Raw genomic sequence first — 14,295 nt, 5'->3', positions numbered from 1 at the left:
GTTCGCGCTTGTGTAGAGAACCAATCAGGCTTGGTTAAAACTGGTAGACCACCTGCCATTGATCATTCAGTTTTAAAGCGGCATCGAAAGGCTCACCTGTTTTTTCAGAGATGAAGCCTTTAATCTTCGGCGTTTTGCCTTTAAGAACAAGTGCGGCAATTTGCTTGTCCGTTAATTGCCTGCCGCCCATCTCAAACGGCACCAGGAACCGGCATCCTTCCCGAAAACGGCTGCAGCCATAGGCGGTATTGCCTTTCAGCAGCTTGCCTTGCTTGCAGCGCGGACACTGGTCGAAAGGATCTGCAGCAGGCGCTTTCTCTACTTTCTCCAGTACCAGTTGGTTTTCCCTGCCAAGCCTGACAACTGCATCAAAGCTTTCACCCAATTCATCTTTGAAACCCTTTATAGTAGGTGTTTTGCCTTTGCTGAGTAAGGCTTGTACCTGCTTTTCAGTAAGCTCCCTGCCTTGCTGCTCAATTGGGATCAGAAAGCGGCAGCCTTCCTTGTAACGGATGCAGCCGTACGCTTTAGAGCCCTTGAGTATGTGGCCTTCTTTGCAGGCAGGGCAGGAGCCAAGCCAGGCGACTGTAGCCGTCTCCTTTGCTGGCTTTGGTGCAGTGGAAGCCTTTTTCTGGGGCTTCGCCTGCTTCGTGTCTTCCTGCTGCGGCTCCAGAGTCACAGTGGCGGCATGGTCGTACTTTACCTCCTGCACCAGGCTGATAACAAAGTCCTGTAGCTCCTGCAGGAAAGCCTCTGCCTTGAATTCTCCTCCTTCAATCTGGCGCAGTTTGCGTTCCCACTGCCCCGTCATCTCCGCCGATTTCAGCGTCTGGTTCCGGATAACACCAATCAGGTCGATACCCATCTGCGTAGGCACAATCTTCTTTTTTTCTTTTCGGATGTACAGGCGCTTATAGAGGGTTTCGATGATGGCGGCCCGCGTGGAGGGGCGGCCGATGCCGTTTTCCTTCAGCGCCTCTTTCAGTTCATCGTCTTCTACCTGCCGGCCGGCTGTTTCCATGGCGCGTAACAGCGTCGCCTCGGTATATTCTTTTGGTGGGCTCGTCATCTTCTTGTCCAGCAGCGGCTCGTGCGGGCCGTGTTCTCCCTTTTCAAAGTTTGGCAGCACACCGGCGGCCTCCTCTTCTTCTTTGTTTTCGCCTTCTTTGCCAGTAGGTGCATCAGAAGATTTTACGTCGTCGGCTCCATACAGCACGCGCCAGCCCGGTTCCAGTATCTGCTTGCCCCGCACCCTAAAGGTATAGCCTGCTGATTCGGCCATTACCGTGGTGTTGCTCACAATACAGTCGGGGTAAAAAGCGGCGATGAAACGGCGCGTGATGATGTCGTACACATCTGCCTCGCGGCCATATAAGCTGCCTGCCGCTGCGCCGGTCGGTATGATGGCGTGGTGGTCGGTGACTTTGTTGTTATTGAATACCTTCTTCGTTTTCCGGATTTTGCTTTGCAGCAGCGGTGCCACCTCCTGGCTGTAATTGCTCAGGCCCTGCAGGATACCGGGTATCTTCGGGTAAATATCATCGGGCAGGAAAGTCGTGTCTACACGAGGGTAGGACACTACCTTTTTCTCGTACAGGCTCTGCACTGTCTTCAGCGTCTCGTCAGCAGAAAGGCTCAGCTTGTTGTTGCACTCAATCTGCAGGGAGGTCAGGTCGAATAGCCTCGGCGGCGACTCCGTGCCTTTCTTTATCTCAACATCCGTTATCGTCAGCTCCTCCTGCCTGATGGCATCCAGTATCTTCTGCGCCTCTTCCTCTTTCTGAAAGCGGCCGTTGGTGCTGGAGAAGGTGGTGTCGCGGTAAATTGTCTTGAGCTCCCAATAGGGCTGCGGTACAAAGTTAGCAATTTCGTGGTGGCGGTTTACCAGCATGGCCAGCGTTGGTGTCTGCACCCTGCCAATGGACAGCGTCTGGCGGCTGCCGTTCGCATATTTCAGGGTAAAGAGGCGGGTGGCATTCAGGCCTAGCAGCCAGTCGCCGATGGCGCGGCTTTTACCTGCCTGGTAGAGCGAGTCGAACTCAGAACCCTCCCGCAGCTTCGCAAAGCCCTGCCGTATGGCGTCCTCGGTGAGCGACGAAATCCAGAGGCGCTTGAAGGGTTTGCGGTAATTTGCCTCCGTTAATACCCAGCGCTGTATTACTTCTCCTTCCTGGCCCGCATCGCCGCAGTTTATCACCTCATCGGCTTTTTCAAGCAGCTTTTTAATGATACTGAACTGCTTCTGAACCCCACTGTCCTTCATTAGCTTGATGCCGTAGCGCTCGGGCAGCATGGGCAGGTCATACATGCTCCAGCGCTTCCACTCGGGGCGGTAATCGTCTGGCTCGCGCAGGGTGCAGAAGTGGCCGAAGGTCCAGGTTACCTGATAGCCGTTGCCTTCATAATAGCCGTCCTTCTTCGATTTGGCGCCTATTACCATGGCTATCTCACGGGCTACACTCGGTTTCTCAGCAATGCAAACTTTCAAGTAATTCAGAATTTAGTTTTTCCTACAGAAATCAAATTTACGACTTTTGGGGCTTATATACGAGGCGCAGCAGCTATAATATGCTGCCATATCATTTGTTTCAGCTACTTTAAAGTGCGTGCACAGGATAGCCGAAACATTCAGGCAGAACAGGAGGTAGTGTAAGGTGAGAAGGGAAAGAAATCCTGCTCAACAGTTATCTGAACTACATCAACCTGAAATAAAAGATGCAGCCGATAGGAAAGACAATCGTTATACTTGGCGTAATACTGGTGCTGGTTGGGCTGGTGGTGTGGATGGCAGGAGACAAGTTCAGCTGGTTCGGTCATTTACCCGGCGATATACGCGTGGAGCGGAAGAACATGCGCTTCTTTGCGCCCATCACCAGTATGATCCTGCTGAGCATTCTTTTCTCGCTCCTTATGTGGCTTTTCCGAAAATTCTTTTAGCGGGATGCTTTTTATGCTTTGAGCATAATGCCTAAATTGCCACGGCCAAAGGATTATCCATTTTATAAACAAAGACTCCATAAAGGTCTGCTCGTCCTCCTGACGGTCGGCGAGGGTTGTCTGTTGCTTTGGCTTTTCTTTAAAATTCGCAGGGCAATGTTTTTCATCCTTTCCAAAACACTCCATTTTTTCCTGATGCCTTTTATATGGGTGCTGGTCCTTCTGCTGCTGGCGGTGTTCCTGAAATCTTTGAAGTGGAGGCGCATCAGCCTGTTCGCAGCGCTGGCCATACTTTTTATATTCTCTAACCCTTTTCTGGCAAATGAAGCCTGGCGGGCGTGGGAGGTGGAGGCAACCCCGGTAAACCAACTGGAACAGTATGATGTTGCGGTTATCCTGACAGGCGTAACGGCTTTCAGAGAAGATATCCCGGACAGGATCCATACCCACAAAGGAGCAGACCGCTTCCTGCACCCGCTGCAGCTTTACCGCATGGGCAAGGTGGAAAAGTTTCTGGTTACAGGTGGTAGCGGGCGCGTGTTGGCTGGGTTTGTGCCGGAGGCAGAGCAGGTGGAGAAAGTCCTGCTCATGGCTGGTGTCCCGGAAGAGGATATACTGACGGAAGGCAACAGCCGGAACACGCATGAAAATGCTGTCAATACAGCCGGGCTCTTAGAGCAGCACCCGGAATGGCAAGACTTGTTGCTCGTTACTTCTGCCTTTCATATGCGCCGCTCAGTTGGCTGCTTTGAAAAGGCAGGTGTACATACCACCCCCTTTAGCACCGACTTCTATGCCTCAGAGCGACGCCTTACGCCTGACGAAATCATTATACCCAGTATCTCCGCCTTCAGCAACTGGCACCTGCTTATACACGAGATAACTGGTTTTGTGGTGTATAAGATTCTGGGATATTGTTAGCGAACGTACTAAAATTTGAGAATGAGTACTGAATCCAGATTTAGCTACTAATGTTGGTGTATTAGTCAAGAATTGAGTAACAGTGAGATAAGACATTCCATTTCAATAAATTACAAGTGGTTCAGTACTAAGCTTCTGACTCAGCCGGATATTTCAGAAAGTGCACAGGTCTTTCTCTCTTCAGGTTTAACTACACCCAGGCAGTCAACCAACCTCCATCTGTGTCAGAACACCAAGCTGTTGCCTTGTATTATGATTTGCTGCAGCAGAAACCTTTTAGGTCAGGAATAGTTAAAAGATAAGTTTTCCGAAATATTCTTTACATTCAAGCACCTGATTACCCCAGGCAGCGCCCTATTTATAAGACATTGCAAAACCAACCAACCCACAAAATTACGGAGGAGGAACTGGTAGCCCGTCTCCGATCGCAGGATACCGCTGCTGTGTCAGTGCTGTATGACATGTACAGCCCCACGTTATTCGGGGTGGTTTTGCAGATAGTAAAAGAAGAGGAAACAGCTGAAGATGTGCTTCAGGAGGCATTTGTGAAGATCTGGAGCTCTTTCCAGAGTTATGATTCCTCTAAAGGCCGCCTTTTTACCTGGATGATCAACATCTGTAGAAATCTTGCCATCGATAAAATCCGCTCCAAGCAGTACCGCGTAAGTCAGAAGACAAATGAAATGCCTGCCTCGCTCCGCGCAACTTACGGCTCTGATGGATTTAAGCCGGAGCACATTGGCTTGCGGGAAGTAACTGAAAAGCTAAACCCGGATCAGAAGCAGATCATCGACCTGATGTACTTTGAGGGTCTGACGCAAAGTGAAATTGCGGAGGAGTTCAATATCCCATTAGGCACTGTAAAGACAAGAGCGAGAAGTGCTATCAAAACACTAGGAAAACTGTTTAAAGGACGTGAATAGCGAAGATGTTTACATAGCGTCCGGAGTGCTGGAACTATATGCTGCAGGTGCACTAAATGAGGAGGAGCGACTGGATGTGGAGCGAATGGCTGCCAACTCACCGGCCGTGCGCACTGCGCTGGATGAAGCCTGTGCTGTGATGGAGCAATATGCCACTTTGCATGCTGTACAGCCGTCTCCTGCCTTAAAGGCGAGGGTGCTTGATACAATTGTACCCCATACTCCTGCCGCAGCAGGAGAAGAGCAGTCTTTCCGGCCGCTTTACCCTGTGGAGGATGAGCGCGAGGGTTCTGCCTATAAATGGATGTTTGCCGCAAGCATCGCCCTGTTTCTTTTGTCGGGCTTCATGAGCATTCGCTTTTACCAGAACTGGCAGGAGGCAGAGGAAAAGCTGGCGCAGGCCTTGGTTTCCCAGCAAACGCTCGCGCAGAATTTTCAGACTACCTCTTACCGCCTGGAGCAACAGGAACAGGTCCTGCGTGTGCTCCGGGACGAAAGTTTTCAGTCTGTCAGGCTGCAGGGAGTGGAGGCACACCCTGAAGCAAATGTGCTGGTATACTGGAACCCGGAGCAGCGGGAGGTATATGTAGATGCTGTTCAGTTACCAGCGCCCCCTGCCGGGAAACAGTACCAGCTGTGGGCCATGCTGGATGGTAAGCCCATCGACGCAGGTCTGATCAACCTGAAAAACAACCAGCTTTCGATGCAGCAGATGAAAGAGATAGGTGCCGCACAGGCTTTTGCCATAACACTTGAACCAGCCGGAGGCAGCGTAAATCCAACGCTGGAGCAACTCTATGTAATGGGAGAGGTGAAGTCCTGATTCCTTTACATAGATAAATCATAAAATCATTTGAACTCTCTGGAGCAGGACAAAACTCAACTCGTGAATTCTGAACTTATTATCTTTATTTGAGAAAGAATTTGGCTGCTTTTATGAAAATCGCAACAAAATGCCGTGGAGCAGGTAAAGCATAAGCAAAGAAGAGCAACTGTTGTTTACTGCACCCACCGATACCGCTATCCTTCTGTTTGCACATGCAGCGGAACATGAAGTAAAGTCTAAAACTTTTTCTTCGTGCCACAGCGCGCAGGCAAACAAAAGAATTGCCGGTGCCCTGCTCAGGCACACGCTAAAGACAATCAAAAAGTCAGGGATTCCTTTTTTTACTGTTTTCACAAACCAGCAAAAGGGGAGAACCTTCGGCGAGCGTTTGGCCAATGCGTTTCAGGATGTCTTTCAGGCGGGGTACCAGCGGGTGATTTGTGTGGGAAGCGATTGCCCGGCCCTCACTCCGGCCGACCTGCTGAAAGCCAAGTATGCCCTGCAGGGGCAGAGTATGGTCATTGGGCCAGCCGCTGACGGTGGTGCTTATCTGATTGGCATGCACATTGAAGCTTTTGATCCGGAAGCCTTTGGTATGCTGAACTGGCAGACGGAGCAGGTCATGCAGGAACTCACGATGTATTCTTACCGGCAGGAGGTGCGCCTGAACGCTTTTGAGCTGTTGCAGGAGAAAGCGGACATCGACACCTACGAAGATCTGGGTATTATTTTACAAAAACTTCCAATCCTGAACAGGCTGAGAATACTCATCCTTTCTATACTATCAAAAAGCATAGCGCGGGCACATGCACTTCGTGGCTTTATACTGGAGCCACGAGATAAATACAGAAATGACCTGCTGTTGCGGGCACCGCCATTTCAGCCGCTATAAATTCTCTTTTTTATTCTGAACAATGCAGTAGCTCACAGGTTGCTGCTGTAAACACGTTTACCTTGCAGCTAGGGTAGCACGAGGCGAAACGTATTTGTTTCTACTTTTCAAAAAATAGAAAGCTAAAAGGCAGGAGCTATCTTTCGCTGCCTCCTTGTTATCACTATATATTACACTACATAAATTCAATAACCATGGATAAGACATACTACAACCCGGCTGACTTATCAAAGTTTGGCAACATCTCAGAACTGCAGCCAGAAATGGGGCGCAAGTTCTTCGACTATTATGGCGAAGTCTTCAAAGAAGGTGCCTTAACAGAGCGTGAGAAGGCGCTGATAGCGCTGGCTGTGTCGCATGCCGTGCAGTGCCCTTACTGCATTGATGCCTACAGCACAGATTGTTTGGAGAAAGGAGCCGATGAGAATCAAATGATGGAGGCGGTGCATGTGGCTGCAGCCATAAAAGGCGGCGCAGCATTGGTACACGGCGTGCAGATGATGAACAAGATCAAAGAGTTATCCATGTAGCCAATGGGATCTACAGTAAAGTCATTAAAAGGGCGGCAGCACGAGCTGTCTGACTCTTCTTTTCAGTTAAATGTGCTGCAGGCGCCCACACAGCACGGGGAGCAGTTTCCGGCTTTTGCGCGGCGCCTGCAGGAGCACGACCTTTACCCCCTGAAGCCAACAGGCACCACTATTCTGCAGGTAAACATGGGGAAGATGTGTAACCAGACCTGCAAACACTGCCATGTGGACGCCGGCCCTGACCGCAAAGAGATAATGACGCGCGAAACCATGCAGCTGTGCCTGGATGCGCTGCAGCGCTCTCCACAAATTGCTACCGTAGACCTAACAGGCGGAGCACCAGAGATGAACCCGGACTTCCGCTGGTTTGTAGAGGAACTCTCGAAGCTTGGACGGCAGGTGATGGTGCGCTGCAACCTTACCATTATTCTGGCAAACAAAAAGTACCACGACCTGCCGGAGTTCTTCAGAAAACATGGGGTGCACGTGGTGTCTTCCCTGCCATATTTCCAGGCTTCGCGCACTGATGCACAGCGGGGTGACGGGGTGTTCGAAAAATCAATAAAAGCTTTGCAGATGCTCAACGAAGTAGGGTATGGCCTCGAATGCAGCAACTTGCACCTGGACCTGGTTTACAATCCGTCAGGAGCCTTTATGCCAAGTGCCCAAGCCTCGCTGGAGGCGGAGTTCAAGCGCAGGCTAAGCAAGGGCTATAACATTGCATTTCACAATCTCTTTTGCATCACAAACCTGCCCGTTAGCCGCTTCCTCGATTACCTGGTGCAAAGCGGCAACTACGATGGCTACATGGAGAAGCTGGTGAATGCCTTTAATCCTGTGGCTGCAGCGGGCGTAATGTGCCGCAATACCATTTCTGTAGGTTGGAACGGCTACCTCTACGACTGCGATTTCAACCAGATGCTGGAGCTGAAAGTGGAGCAGAACTCTCCCCGCCATATCCGCGATTTCGACGCAGCAGTTTTGGATGGCCGTAATATTGTGCTGAACCAGCATTGTTACGGCTGCACTGCAGGAGCCGGATCCAGCTGCGGGGGCGAAACAGTAAAGTAGGTGATTTTGATCGCTAATCCTTTTTCGAGAGGATGAGTACAGCAGCTTTTAGCGCATCAGAAAACGTTTAAAATAACACCAGGTAGCAGAAACAGCTGATTTGAAAAAGAAACTGTATGTAGCGTCGGCTATGGTGTGGCTGGTGGTATTGAAGGCATTCGGGCAAACGACTGATAGCGCCTATGCCTTGATGCTGAAAGGCATGTACAATTATTCAGTGCCTCAACTAAGTCCTACAGAACTGCTAGGGCTGTTGCAGCGTGTGAAATACAAACCCTTACTACTGGACACACGCAGTTTGCAAGAGTATAAGGTGAGCCATTTAAGCGATTCCTGGTTTATTGCCTACGATGACTTCCATGTTTCCCAGCTGAAGGACGTGCCGAAAGATACACCCATCATCCTTTACTGCTCCGTTGGCTACCGCAGTGAGCGGATAGGGGAGCAACTGCAGCAAGCAGGTTACCATAATGTGAAAAACCTGTATGGAGGCATTTTTGAATGGATAAACCAGGGATACCCGGTATACAACAAAAAAGGCAAAACAAACCAGATACACGCTTACTCCAGCACATGGGGAGTATGGCTGCAGAAAGGGGGAGAAAGTATATGAATGATAAACAATTGCTGATGCTGTTTGTGCGCAATCCGGAGCTGGGCAAAGTAAAAACCCGCCTGGCAGCAGCCGTTGGGCCGGAGAAGGCGCTGGAAATCTACCTGCAGTTGCTTCAGCACACTTATAGCATAACAAAGGAACTGCCCGTGCAGAAACTGGTATACTATTCTGAGGCCCTAGACACCAACGACCTGTGGCCGAATGAGCAGTACCACAAGCGGGTGCAACCAGCGGGTGACTTAGGTGAAAAAATGGCCGATGCTTTTGCCGCTGCCTTTTCAGAGGGCTATACCTCCGTCGTGATTATCGGCAGTGATTGCCTGCAGCTAACTCCAGACATTATTTTGCAGGCGTACCGGGAACTCGAGGAGCATGATGTGGTAATTGGACCTGCGCTGGATGGCGGCTATTACCTGCTGGGCATGAACCGACTGCACCCGGAGCTCTTCCGGAACAAACGCTGGAGCACAGCGGATGTTTTTCCTGCTACCGTACACGATATTCACAACCTCAGGCTGTCATACACCTTGCTTCCGCGCCTCTCGGATGTAGATTACGTGGAAGACCTGGAGGCAACACTTTAAAGTAAGTATACAGCAACCTTATCTCTCTTCTTTATTTCTCCTGCGTCAGAGGAGGCAGCACATCATAGCCGTATATATCGTCTCGGAACTGCACCTGCATGTCCGCATTGGCCCAGGCTGTGAGGTACACAATAAGCAGCGGCAATGGCTCGTGCACGGCCAGGTAGTGGTTTGGCTTAAACTTCTTCCAGAGCCGGTCAACTTTTTCTGTCGTATAGCCGGAGCCTCTTTCCAGCAGATAGTAAGCGAATTCAACCGGTTTCTCCAGCCGGATGCAGCCGTGGCTCAAGGCACGGTGGGGGTAATCAAAATATGCCTTGTCAGGAGTATCGTGCAGGTACTGCGGCAGGATGTTCGGGAAGGGAAATTTCACCTGCCCCAGTTCATTGTCGCTTCCCTGTAGCTGAACAATCCGGTAGTTAAAATTAGAGCTGTTGATGTTATGCCAGTTCACGCGCCATGGGTTTACCCGCGCCCAACGGTCACCAGAAAGCCTTTCCAGCTTCATCCTTTTACTGGCGAGGTAGCCTGGGTTTCTCCGGAGCAGGGGCACTATTTCCTCAACAGCTATGGAAGTGGGAAGGTACCAGTAAGGGTGCAGGACCACCGTGGTCAGCTCACTTCTCACAGGAAAAGTTTCCAGTTCAGGCTTCCCAACAATTACGCGCATCTGAAGCACTGTTCTGTTGCTGTCTATAACCTGCAGGGTATAATCCGGAAGGTTGATGATAACATAGGGCTGCGTAAGGTCAGCAAAAGCAGTGTCCCGGCGGAAGAGGTTTTGCTGCAACTGCCAGAGGCGGTAGGCAGGTGGTACATTGAGTGCTGCAATGGTAATTGGCCCCAGTACTCCATCTGCCATTAGCCCGTGCCGTTGCTGGAAGTTTCTGACTGCTGCCGTTATCGCTGGCGTGTATAGGCCACCAAGTGTATCCGAAAATGCAGCAGGTTTGTATAAGGCAGGGGGTAAATCACCAGTGAGCAGGAGGTTCTCCTGAAGCTGTAACACAAACCGGCTACTGTCTCCGGGCCTCAGCAGCAATGTGTCCGGGAGAATGTGCCACTTTCCTGCCTCGGTTATGGCTTTATACTGGCTGATTGCCTGCAGCAGGTGCGTGCGGCTATAAGCAGGCGGCTGTTGTACCACCTGCTGCTCCTGCCCGTATCCTGCCCCTGCTGCTAAAAATAAAGACAAGAAGAAGAGAAACCGCGCCATAGAAACTAAGATCAGGTGCTTACCTTAAACTATACGCGACCAACTCAGTTATGGACAAAACAGCTTTTTAGAAGAAATTAAGCGAGATTTGTAAGTCTTTCAAAATGAATTCCGTTGTTAAACAAACGCAGGTCATAGCAGTTTATCTCTGAACCTGCACCTGTTGTAATCAGTAAATGCAATGTGCCAGCTTTTCTGAAACGAAATCCGGCGCTCCTGAAAATGTAGCATCATCACATGTCAACAATCATACAAAAAAGTACCCTTCATTTTTTAGCAGAACTGGCAGAGCATAACACCCGCGAATGGTTTGCAGAGCATAAAGGCCGTTATGACACTGCCCGTAAAAACTACATCAGCTTTCTGGATGAGCTGCTGCAGGAGATGCAGCACTTTGAGCCGGCAGCAAGAGGGCAAAAAGGAAAAGACCTCGTATTCCGTATATACCGCGATGTACGTTTCTCGAAAGACAAGAGACCTTACAAGGACCATTTTGGAGCCTATGTGGCAGAGGGCGGAAGGAAATCGACTTTGCCCGGCTACTACCTGCACCTGGCGGGCAACAACAATTCGTTTGTTGCCGGAGGGCTCTGGATGCCACCGGCAGACCAGTTGAAGGCGGTGCGGCAGGAGATAGACTATAACCTGGACGCCTTCAAAAGCATCGTGGAGGCATCAGGCTTCAAGAAAAACTTTGGAGAGCTGCAGGGGGAGCAACTTAAAACCACACCCAAAGGCTACGACAAAGAGAATCCGGCTATAGGCTACCTGCGCCATAAAAGTTGGAACGCTGTAATGCCCATACCAGATGAGGTGGTGCTGCAGGATAACTTTATGCAGGTGGTGCTGGATGCTTTTCAGGACCTGAAACCCTTTAACGATTTCCTGATGCAGCCGCTGCAGGATATGGAGGAGTAGGCGGGGTGGAGCATCTCAGGCCCTGCCTGATTTTTCTTTAATTTCCTCTTCTGTTATCAGGTGGCGCTGCCGCTGTCGGTAAAGGTAAAGCTCTACCATAAGCCACAGAAAAACAAGCGCGTACTCCAGCACAATGAGTCCATAGCGCTCGCTGTTTGTGCTGTTCTGGTAAGCGGCATACGACAGTATGGCCAACCCGGACCAGGCAAACGCAAAGCGGAAGCGGCTCATAGTGGTTAAGGCCAGCAAGGTAGTAATGTACCAGGGGTGTACAGTAGTTGCCAGGAACAGGTAAACTGTTAAGGCGGCTGCCATATAACCCGCTAATCTCCGGATAGAGCCCAGCCTCTTTTTAGTGGCTAAATATACTATAACAAAGAGGGTAGTCAGTGAAAGCAAGGGTCCCAGTACCCAAATGATGTTAAAGCCCGCCAACTGAAATCCAATCCAACGCAGGAGGTAATAGACGCTGGCATTAAACTCAAATTTCTGAAAGTATAAATCCAGGCTCTGGAAAATATGCTGTAGCACCTCCACCGATAGCAGCGGAATGAAAACTACCAATATAGTTGCCAAAACTGCTCCCCCAAATTTCAAGAATTTGTGCAGGCCCAGCCTGCGGAGCACGAAAGGCAAAAACATGAGCGGAAGGAGTTTGGTGCCGATGGCCAGGCCAAAGGCTATACCTGAAAATAAATAGCGCTGGTAGTACATCTGGTGCAGGGAGATCAGCAGAAAAAAAATCATCAGCGCCTCGAAATGCAGATTGCCTGTTAATTCCAGTATCACGAGCGGGTTCAGGGCATACAGCAGTACATCTTTATCCGGGAGCGCCATCCTGCGGAGCAGGCGCAGCAGCAACAGGATGCTCCCCACCTCAGCCAACAGCAGCACCAGGCGTATCACCAGCGCACTGCCCACCAGGTTCTTTGTAAAGAGCGCAGCAGACAACCAGAACACTGCCTGTGTAACAGGCGGGTAAATGCTGTAATAAGCAGGGGAGTTCAGCTGCTGGTAAAGCTCAGTGGTAATACCTGCCAGCGGCGGAGCATCACCGGAAACAAAGTACTGAGGCAGGTGCAGGTAGGGGTTCTGACCTTCGGCCAACAACCTGCCATCCCATATAAACCGTACATAGTCATCAGACAGGGCGGGCTCAGCGAACAGAAACAGGAGCCGGAACAGCACCGCTGCCCCGATACCATACCATACATTCAGGCGGGAGTTGACAAGGTAAATGTAGCAGCCAAAGGCCACCGCGAACAGCATCAGCAACTGCGTAAACTCATAGCGTGGCGTAGCATAGGCCAATGCAAGGTAAGCCAGTGCCGAAACGCCAATCAAAAAATGGCTCGCGGTGTTACTTTTTGTCATCATCAGGCACGCCTGCTGTGAAGGATGGAATAAAAGAACACGGTGCCAAACCCGTAGGCCAACAACACATGAAAGGGCAGCTGCCCATAGTCCTGCAACCTGAACGCTGCCCAGATACCAAACAGGAAGTAGAGCGCCAGCAACCCCTCCAGTATAGTAACAGGACTTATACTTTTCATGCTATAGCCTTGTTTCCGCCAAGAATCCTTTGGGTGCAGGATGTTGTATTTCGGCGTCCGGATGAACGGCGTTTTTTTGCCTAAATAGCCCTCTATTACGGCAATGCTGTTGTGCAGCGAGAGCCCCATTGAGATAGACAGGAACAGCAGGAATTCCGGTATAAATTGAACAGTTGAGCGCCAGGCGGAGGCACTGTGGGAAAGCTGCGCCGACCAGTAAAAAGCAACGAGCGCTGCTAAGCTGAGCAACAGAACGTACCCTAGCTTAAACAGAAAGGCCAGGTCTGGAACTTCCTGCTTTAGGAACAGCACAGGTATACTTAATACTGCCGTGAGCAGCACACAGATAAAGATGGCACTGTTGAGCAAATGAAAGAAAGCGTGAAACTTGGTAGGGAGCGATACATTCGAGTGCAATACCCGCCACAGGTGCTTACGGGCAGTTTCCGCTGCTCCCTTCGTCCAACGGAACTGCTGCGATTTCAGGGCTCCCATAGCAGCGGGCAATTCAGCCGGGGCCTCCACATGCTCCAGAAACAGGAACTGCCAGCCACGGAACTGTGCACGGTAGCTGAGGTCAAGGTCCTCAGTGAGCGTATCAGCCTGCCAGCCACCGGCATCCATAATGCAAGCCTTTCGCCAGACACCGGCTGTGCCGTTGAAGTTCATGAAGTGGCCCCCGCTGTTGCGCCCTGTCTGCTCCACTGTAAAGTGGGCATTCAATCCAAAAGCCTGCAGCCGCGTAAGCAGCGAATAATCTTTATTTAAGTGGCTCCAGCGGGTTTGTACCACGCCGACCTGTGGATTGGCGAAAGGGGCTAAAGACTGCTTCAGGAAATCAGGTTTGGGTAAGAAATCCGCATCAAATATAGCGATGTATTCTCCTGTAGCCTGTGCCAGCCCATGCTGCAACGCGCCGGCTTTGTACCCGGTCCGATCCGGCCGCCGGATGTGCTGGATGTTCAGGTGCGGGTAATCTTTTATCCTGCCATCGATAATGGCTGTGGTGTCATCTGTAGAGTCGTCGAGGAGCTGGATTTGCAGGCGGTTGTGCGGGTAATCGAATGCGGCCACCGCCGCTATGAGCCGTGCCACAACATAGCGTTCGTTATAAACCGGTAGCTGCACTGTTACCGCAGGCCATTCCTTATGCTGAACAGCAACGCTTTTGAGATTTCGGGTGCGGCTCCTGCCGCGCGTCCAGTAGAGAATGGTGAGGTGCAGTTGGGCCATGCTATAGCAGAAGATGAAGGCAAGGCTTAAAACATATACAACCAGCATCAATCCTTCTGCAACACTCATACCTGT

General features: G+C 50.7%; 14 protein-coding genes. 10 read left to right on the top strand and 4 right to left on the bottom strand.

Translation table 11 applies throughout. The features are described 5' to 3' along the window. Nucleotides 1-34: 34 nt before the first annotated feature. Complete coding sequence (locus tag ACFS7Z_RS04570) at nucleotides 35-2,488, bottom strand: type IA DNA topoisomerase (protein ID WP_377481601.1); 2,454 nt, start codon at nucleotides 2,486-2,488, stop codon at nucleotides 35-37. Nucleotides 2,489-2,715: 227 nt separating this feature from the next. Here ACFS7Z_RS04570 and ACFS7Z_RS04565 point away from each other — a divergent pair, with 227 nt between their 5' ends. The 9 genes from ACFS7Z_RS04565 to ACFS7Z_RS04525 all read left to right on the top strand — a co-directional run bounded on the left by ACFS7Z_RS04565 (nucleotide 2,716) and on the right by ACFS7Z_RS04525 (nucleotide 9,300). Then, a complete protein-coding gene (locus tag ACFS7Z_RS04565; protein ID WP_377481598.1) occupies nucleotides 2,716-2,937 on the top strand; it encodes a DUF2905 domain-containing protein in 222 nt (73 codons plus the stop codon). 156 nt (nucleotides 2,938-3,093) lie between these two features. Continuing rightward, complete coding sequence (locus tag ACFS7Z_RS04560; protein WP_377481595.1) at nucleotides 3,094-3,858, top strand: YdcF family protein; 765 nt, start codon at nucleotides 3,094-3,096, stop codon at nucleotides 3,856-3,858. Nucleotides 3,859-4,226: 368 nt separating this feature from the next. Then, nucleotides 4,227-4,781 carry an RNA polymerase sigma factor gene (locus ACFS7Z_RS04555; protein WP_377481592.1) on the top strand — a complete coding sequence of 185 codons (555 nt, stop codon included), beginning with the start codon at nucleotides 4,227-4,229 and terminating at the stop codon, nucleotides 4,779-4,781. Then, entirely contained in the window at nucleotides 4,774-5,604 is an 831-nt protein-coding gene (locus ACFS7Z_RS04550) for an anti-sigma factor (protein ID WP_377481589.1), read from the top strand. Before ACFS7Z_RS04555 ends, ACFS7Z_RS04550 begins: the two co-directional genes overlap by 8 nt. A gap of 172 nt (nucleotides 5,605-5,776) precedes the next feature. Then, nucleotides 5,777-6,499: a TIGR04282 family arsenosugar biosynthesis glycosyltransferase gene (locus tag ACFS7Z_RS04545; RefSeq protein WP_377481586.1), complete on the top strand. Its 723-nt coding sequence runs from the start codon at nucleotides 5,777-5,779 to the stop codon at nucleotides 6,497-6,499. Between the two features lie 194 nt (nucleotides 6,500-6,693). Further along, the gene (locus ACFS7Z_RS04540) at nucleotides 6,694-7,029 is read left to right on the top strand and encodes an arsenosugar biosynthesis-associated peroxidase-like protein (RefSeq protein WP_115564614.1); all 336 of its coding nucleotides are present in this window, start codon (nucleotides 6,694-6,696) and stop codon (nucleotides 7,027-7,029) included. A 3-nt stretch (nucleotides 7,030-7,032) separates the two neighbouring features. Next, nucleotides 7,033-8,100 carry an arsenosugar biosynthesis radical SAM (seleno)protein ArsS gene (arsS, locus tag ACFS7Z_RS04535; protein WP_377481583.1) on the top strand — a complete coding sequence of 356 codons (1,068 nt, stop codon included), beginning with the start codon at nucleotides 7,033-7,035 and terminating at the stop codon, nucleotides 8,098-8,100. A 100-nt stretch (nucleotides 8,101-8,200) separates the two neighbouring features. Further along, nucleotides 8,201-8,713, top strand: a complete 513-nt coding sequence (locus ACFS7Z_RS04530; protein WP_377481580.1) for a rhodanese-like domain-containing protein — start codon at nucleotides 8,201-8,203, stop codon at nucleotides 8,711-8,713. Next, complete coding sequence (locus ACFS7Z_RS04525) at nucleotides 8,710-9,300, top strand: TIGR04282 family arsenosugar biosynthesis glycosyltransferase (protein ID WP_377481577.1); 591 nt, start codon at nucleotides 8,710-8,712, stop codon at nucleotides 9,298-9,300. The genes ACFS7Z_RS04530 and ACFS7Z_RS04525 overlap by 4 nt, the downstream gene beginning before the upstream one ends. Before the next feature lie 31 nt (nucleotides 9,301-9,331). On the opposite strand, the gene ACFS7Z_RS04520 is transcribed toward ACFS7Z_RS04525, so the two are convergent. Then, complete coding sequence (locus tag ACFS7Z_RS04520; RefSeq protein ID WP_377481574.1) at nucleotides 9,332-10,516, bottom strand: L,D-transpeptidase family protein; 1,185 nt, start codon at nucleotides 10,514-10,516, stop codon at nucleotides 9,332-9,334. Nucleotides 10,517-10,753: 237 nt separating this feature from the next. On the opposite strand from ACFS7Z_RS04520, the gene ACFS7Z_RS04515 reads away from it, so the two are divergent. Then, nucleotides 10,754-11,434 (top strand): DUF2461 domain-containing protein, encoded by a 681-nt coding sequence (locus tag ACFS7Z_RS04515; RefSeq protein ID WP_377481571.1) that lies wholly within the window; start codon nucleotides 10,754-10,756, stop codon nucleotides 11,432-11,434. Between the two features lie 15 nt (nucleotides 11,435-11,449). Here the strand turns inward: ACFS7Z_RS04515 and ACFS7Z_RS04510 are convergent, their stop codons facing one another. After that, nucleotides 11,450-12,811, bottom strand: a complete 1,362-nt coding sequence (locus tag ACFS7Z_RS04510) for a hypothetical protein (protein WP_377481568.1) — start codon at nucleotides 12,809-12,811, stop codon at nucleotides 11,450-11,452. Next, the gene (locus ACFS7Z_RS04505) at nucleotides 12,811-14,289 is read right to left on the bottom strand and encodes a cellulose synthase family protein (protein ID WP_377481565.1); all 1,479 of its coding nucleotides are present in this window, start codon (nucleotides 14,287-14,289) and stop codon (nucleotides 12,811-12,813) included. The genes ACFS7Z_RS04510 and ACFS7Z_RS04505 overlap by 1 nt, the downstream gene beginning before the upstream one ends. Between the last annotated feature and the right edge of the window lie 6 nt (nucleotides 14,290-14,295).

The organism is Pontibacter toksunensis, from assembly GCF_042686245.1.
In the GTDB taxonomy this organism is placed as follows: domain Bacteria; phylum Bacteroidota; class Bacteroidia; order Cytophagales; family Hymenobacteraceae; genus Pontibacter; species Pontibacter toksunensis.
Note: the sequence above shows the minus strand (reverse complement) of the source record. Positions and strands in the feature narration are given on the sequence as shown.

Coding starts and splice junctions, on each gene's coding strand:
- ACFS7Z_RS04525 (WP_377481577.1), top strand. CDS start 8,710: ATGAATGATAAACAATTGCTGATGCTGTTTGTGCGCAATCCGGAGCTG.
- ACFS7Z_RS04565 (WP_377481598.1), top strand. CDS start 2,716: ATGCAGCCGATAGGAAAGACAATCGTTATACTTGGCGTAATACTGGTG.
- ACFS7Z_RS04520 (WP_377481574.1), bottom strand. CDS start 10,516: ATGGCGCGGTTTCTCTTCTTCTTGTCTTTATTTTTAGCAGCAGGGGCA.
- ACFS7Z_RS04505 (WP_377481565.1), bottom strand. CDS start 14,289: ATGAGTGTTGCAGAAGGATTGATGCTGGTTGTATATGTTTTAAGCCTT.
- ACFS7Z_RS04515 (WP_377481571.1), top strand. CDS start 10,754: ATGTCAACAATCATACAAAAAAGTACCCTTCATTTTTTAGCAGAACTG.
- ACFS7Z_RS04540 (WP_115564614.1), top strand. CDS start 6,694: ATGGATAAGACATACTACAACCCGGCTGACTTATCAAAGTTTGGCAAC.
- ACFS7Z_RS04510 (WP_377481568.1), bottom strand. CDS start 12,811: ATGATGACAAAAAGTAACACCGCGAGCCATTTTTTGATTGGCGTTTCG.
- ACFS7Z_RS04560 (WP_377481595.1), top strand. CDS start 3,094: ATGTTTTTCATCCTTTCCAAAACACTCCATTTTTTCCTGATGCCTTTT.
- arsS (WP_377481583.1), top strand. CDS start 7,033: ATGGGATCTACAGTAAAGTCATTAAAAGGGCGGCAGCACGAGCTGTCT.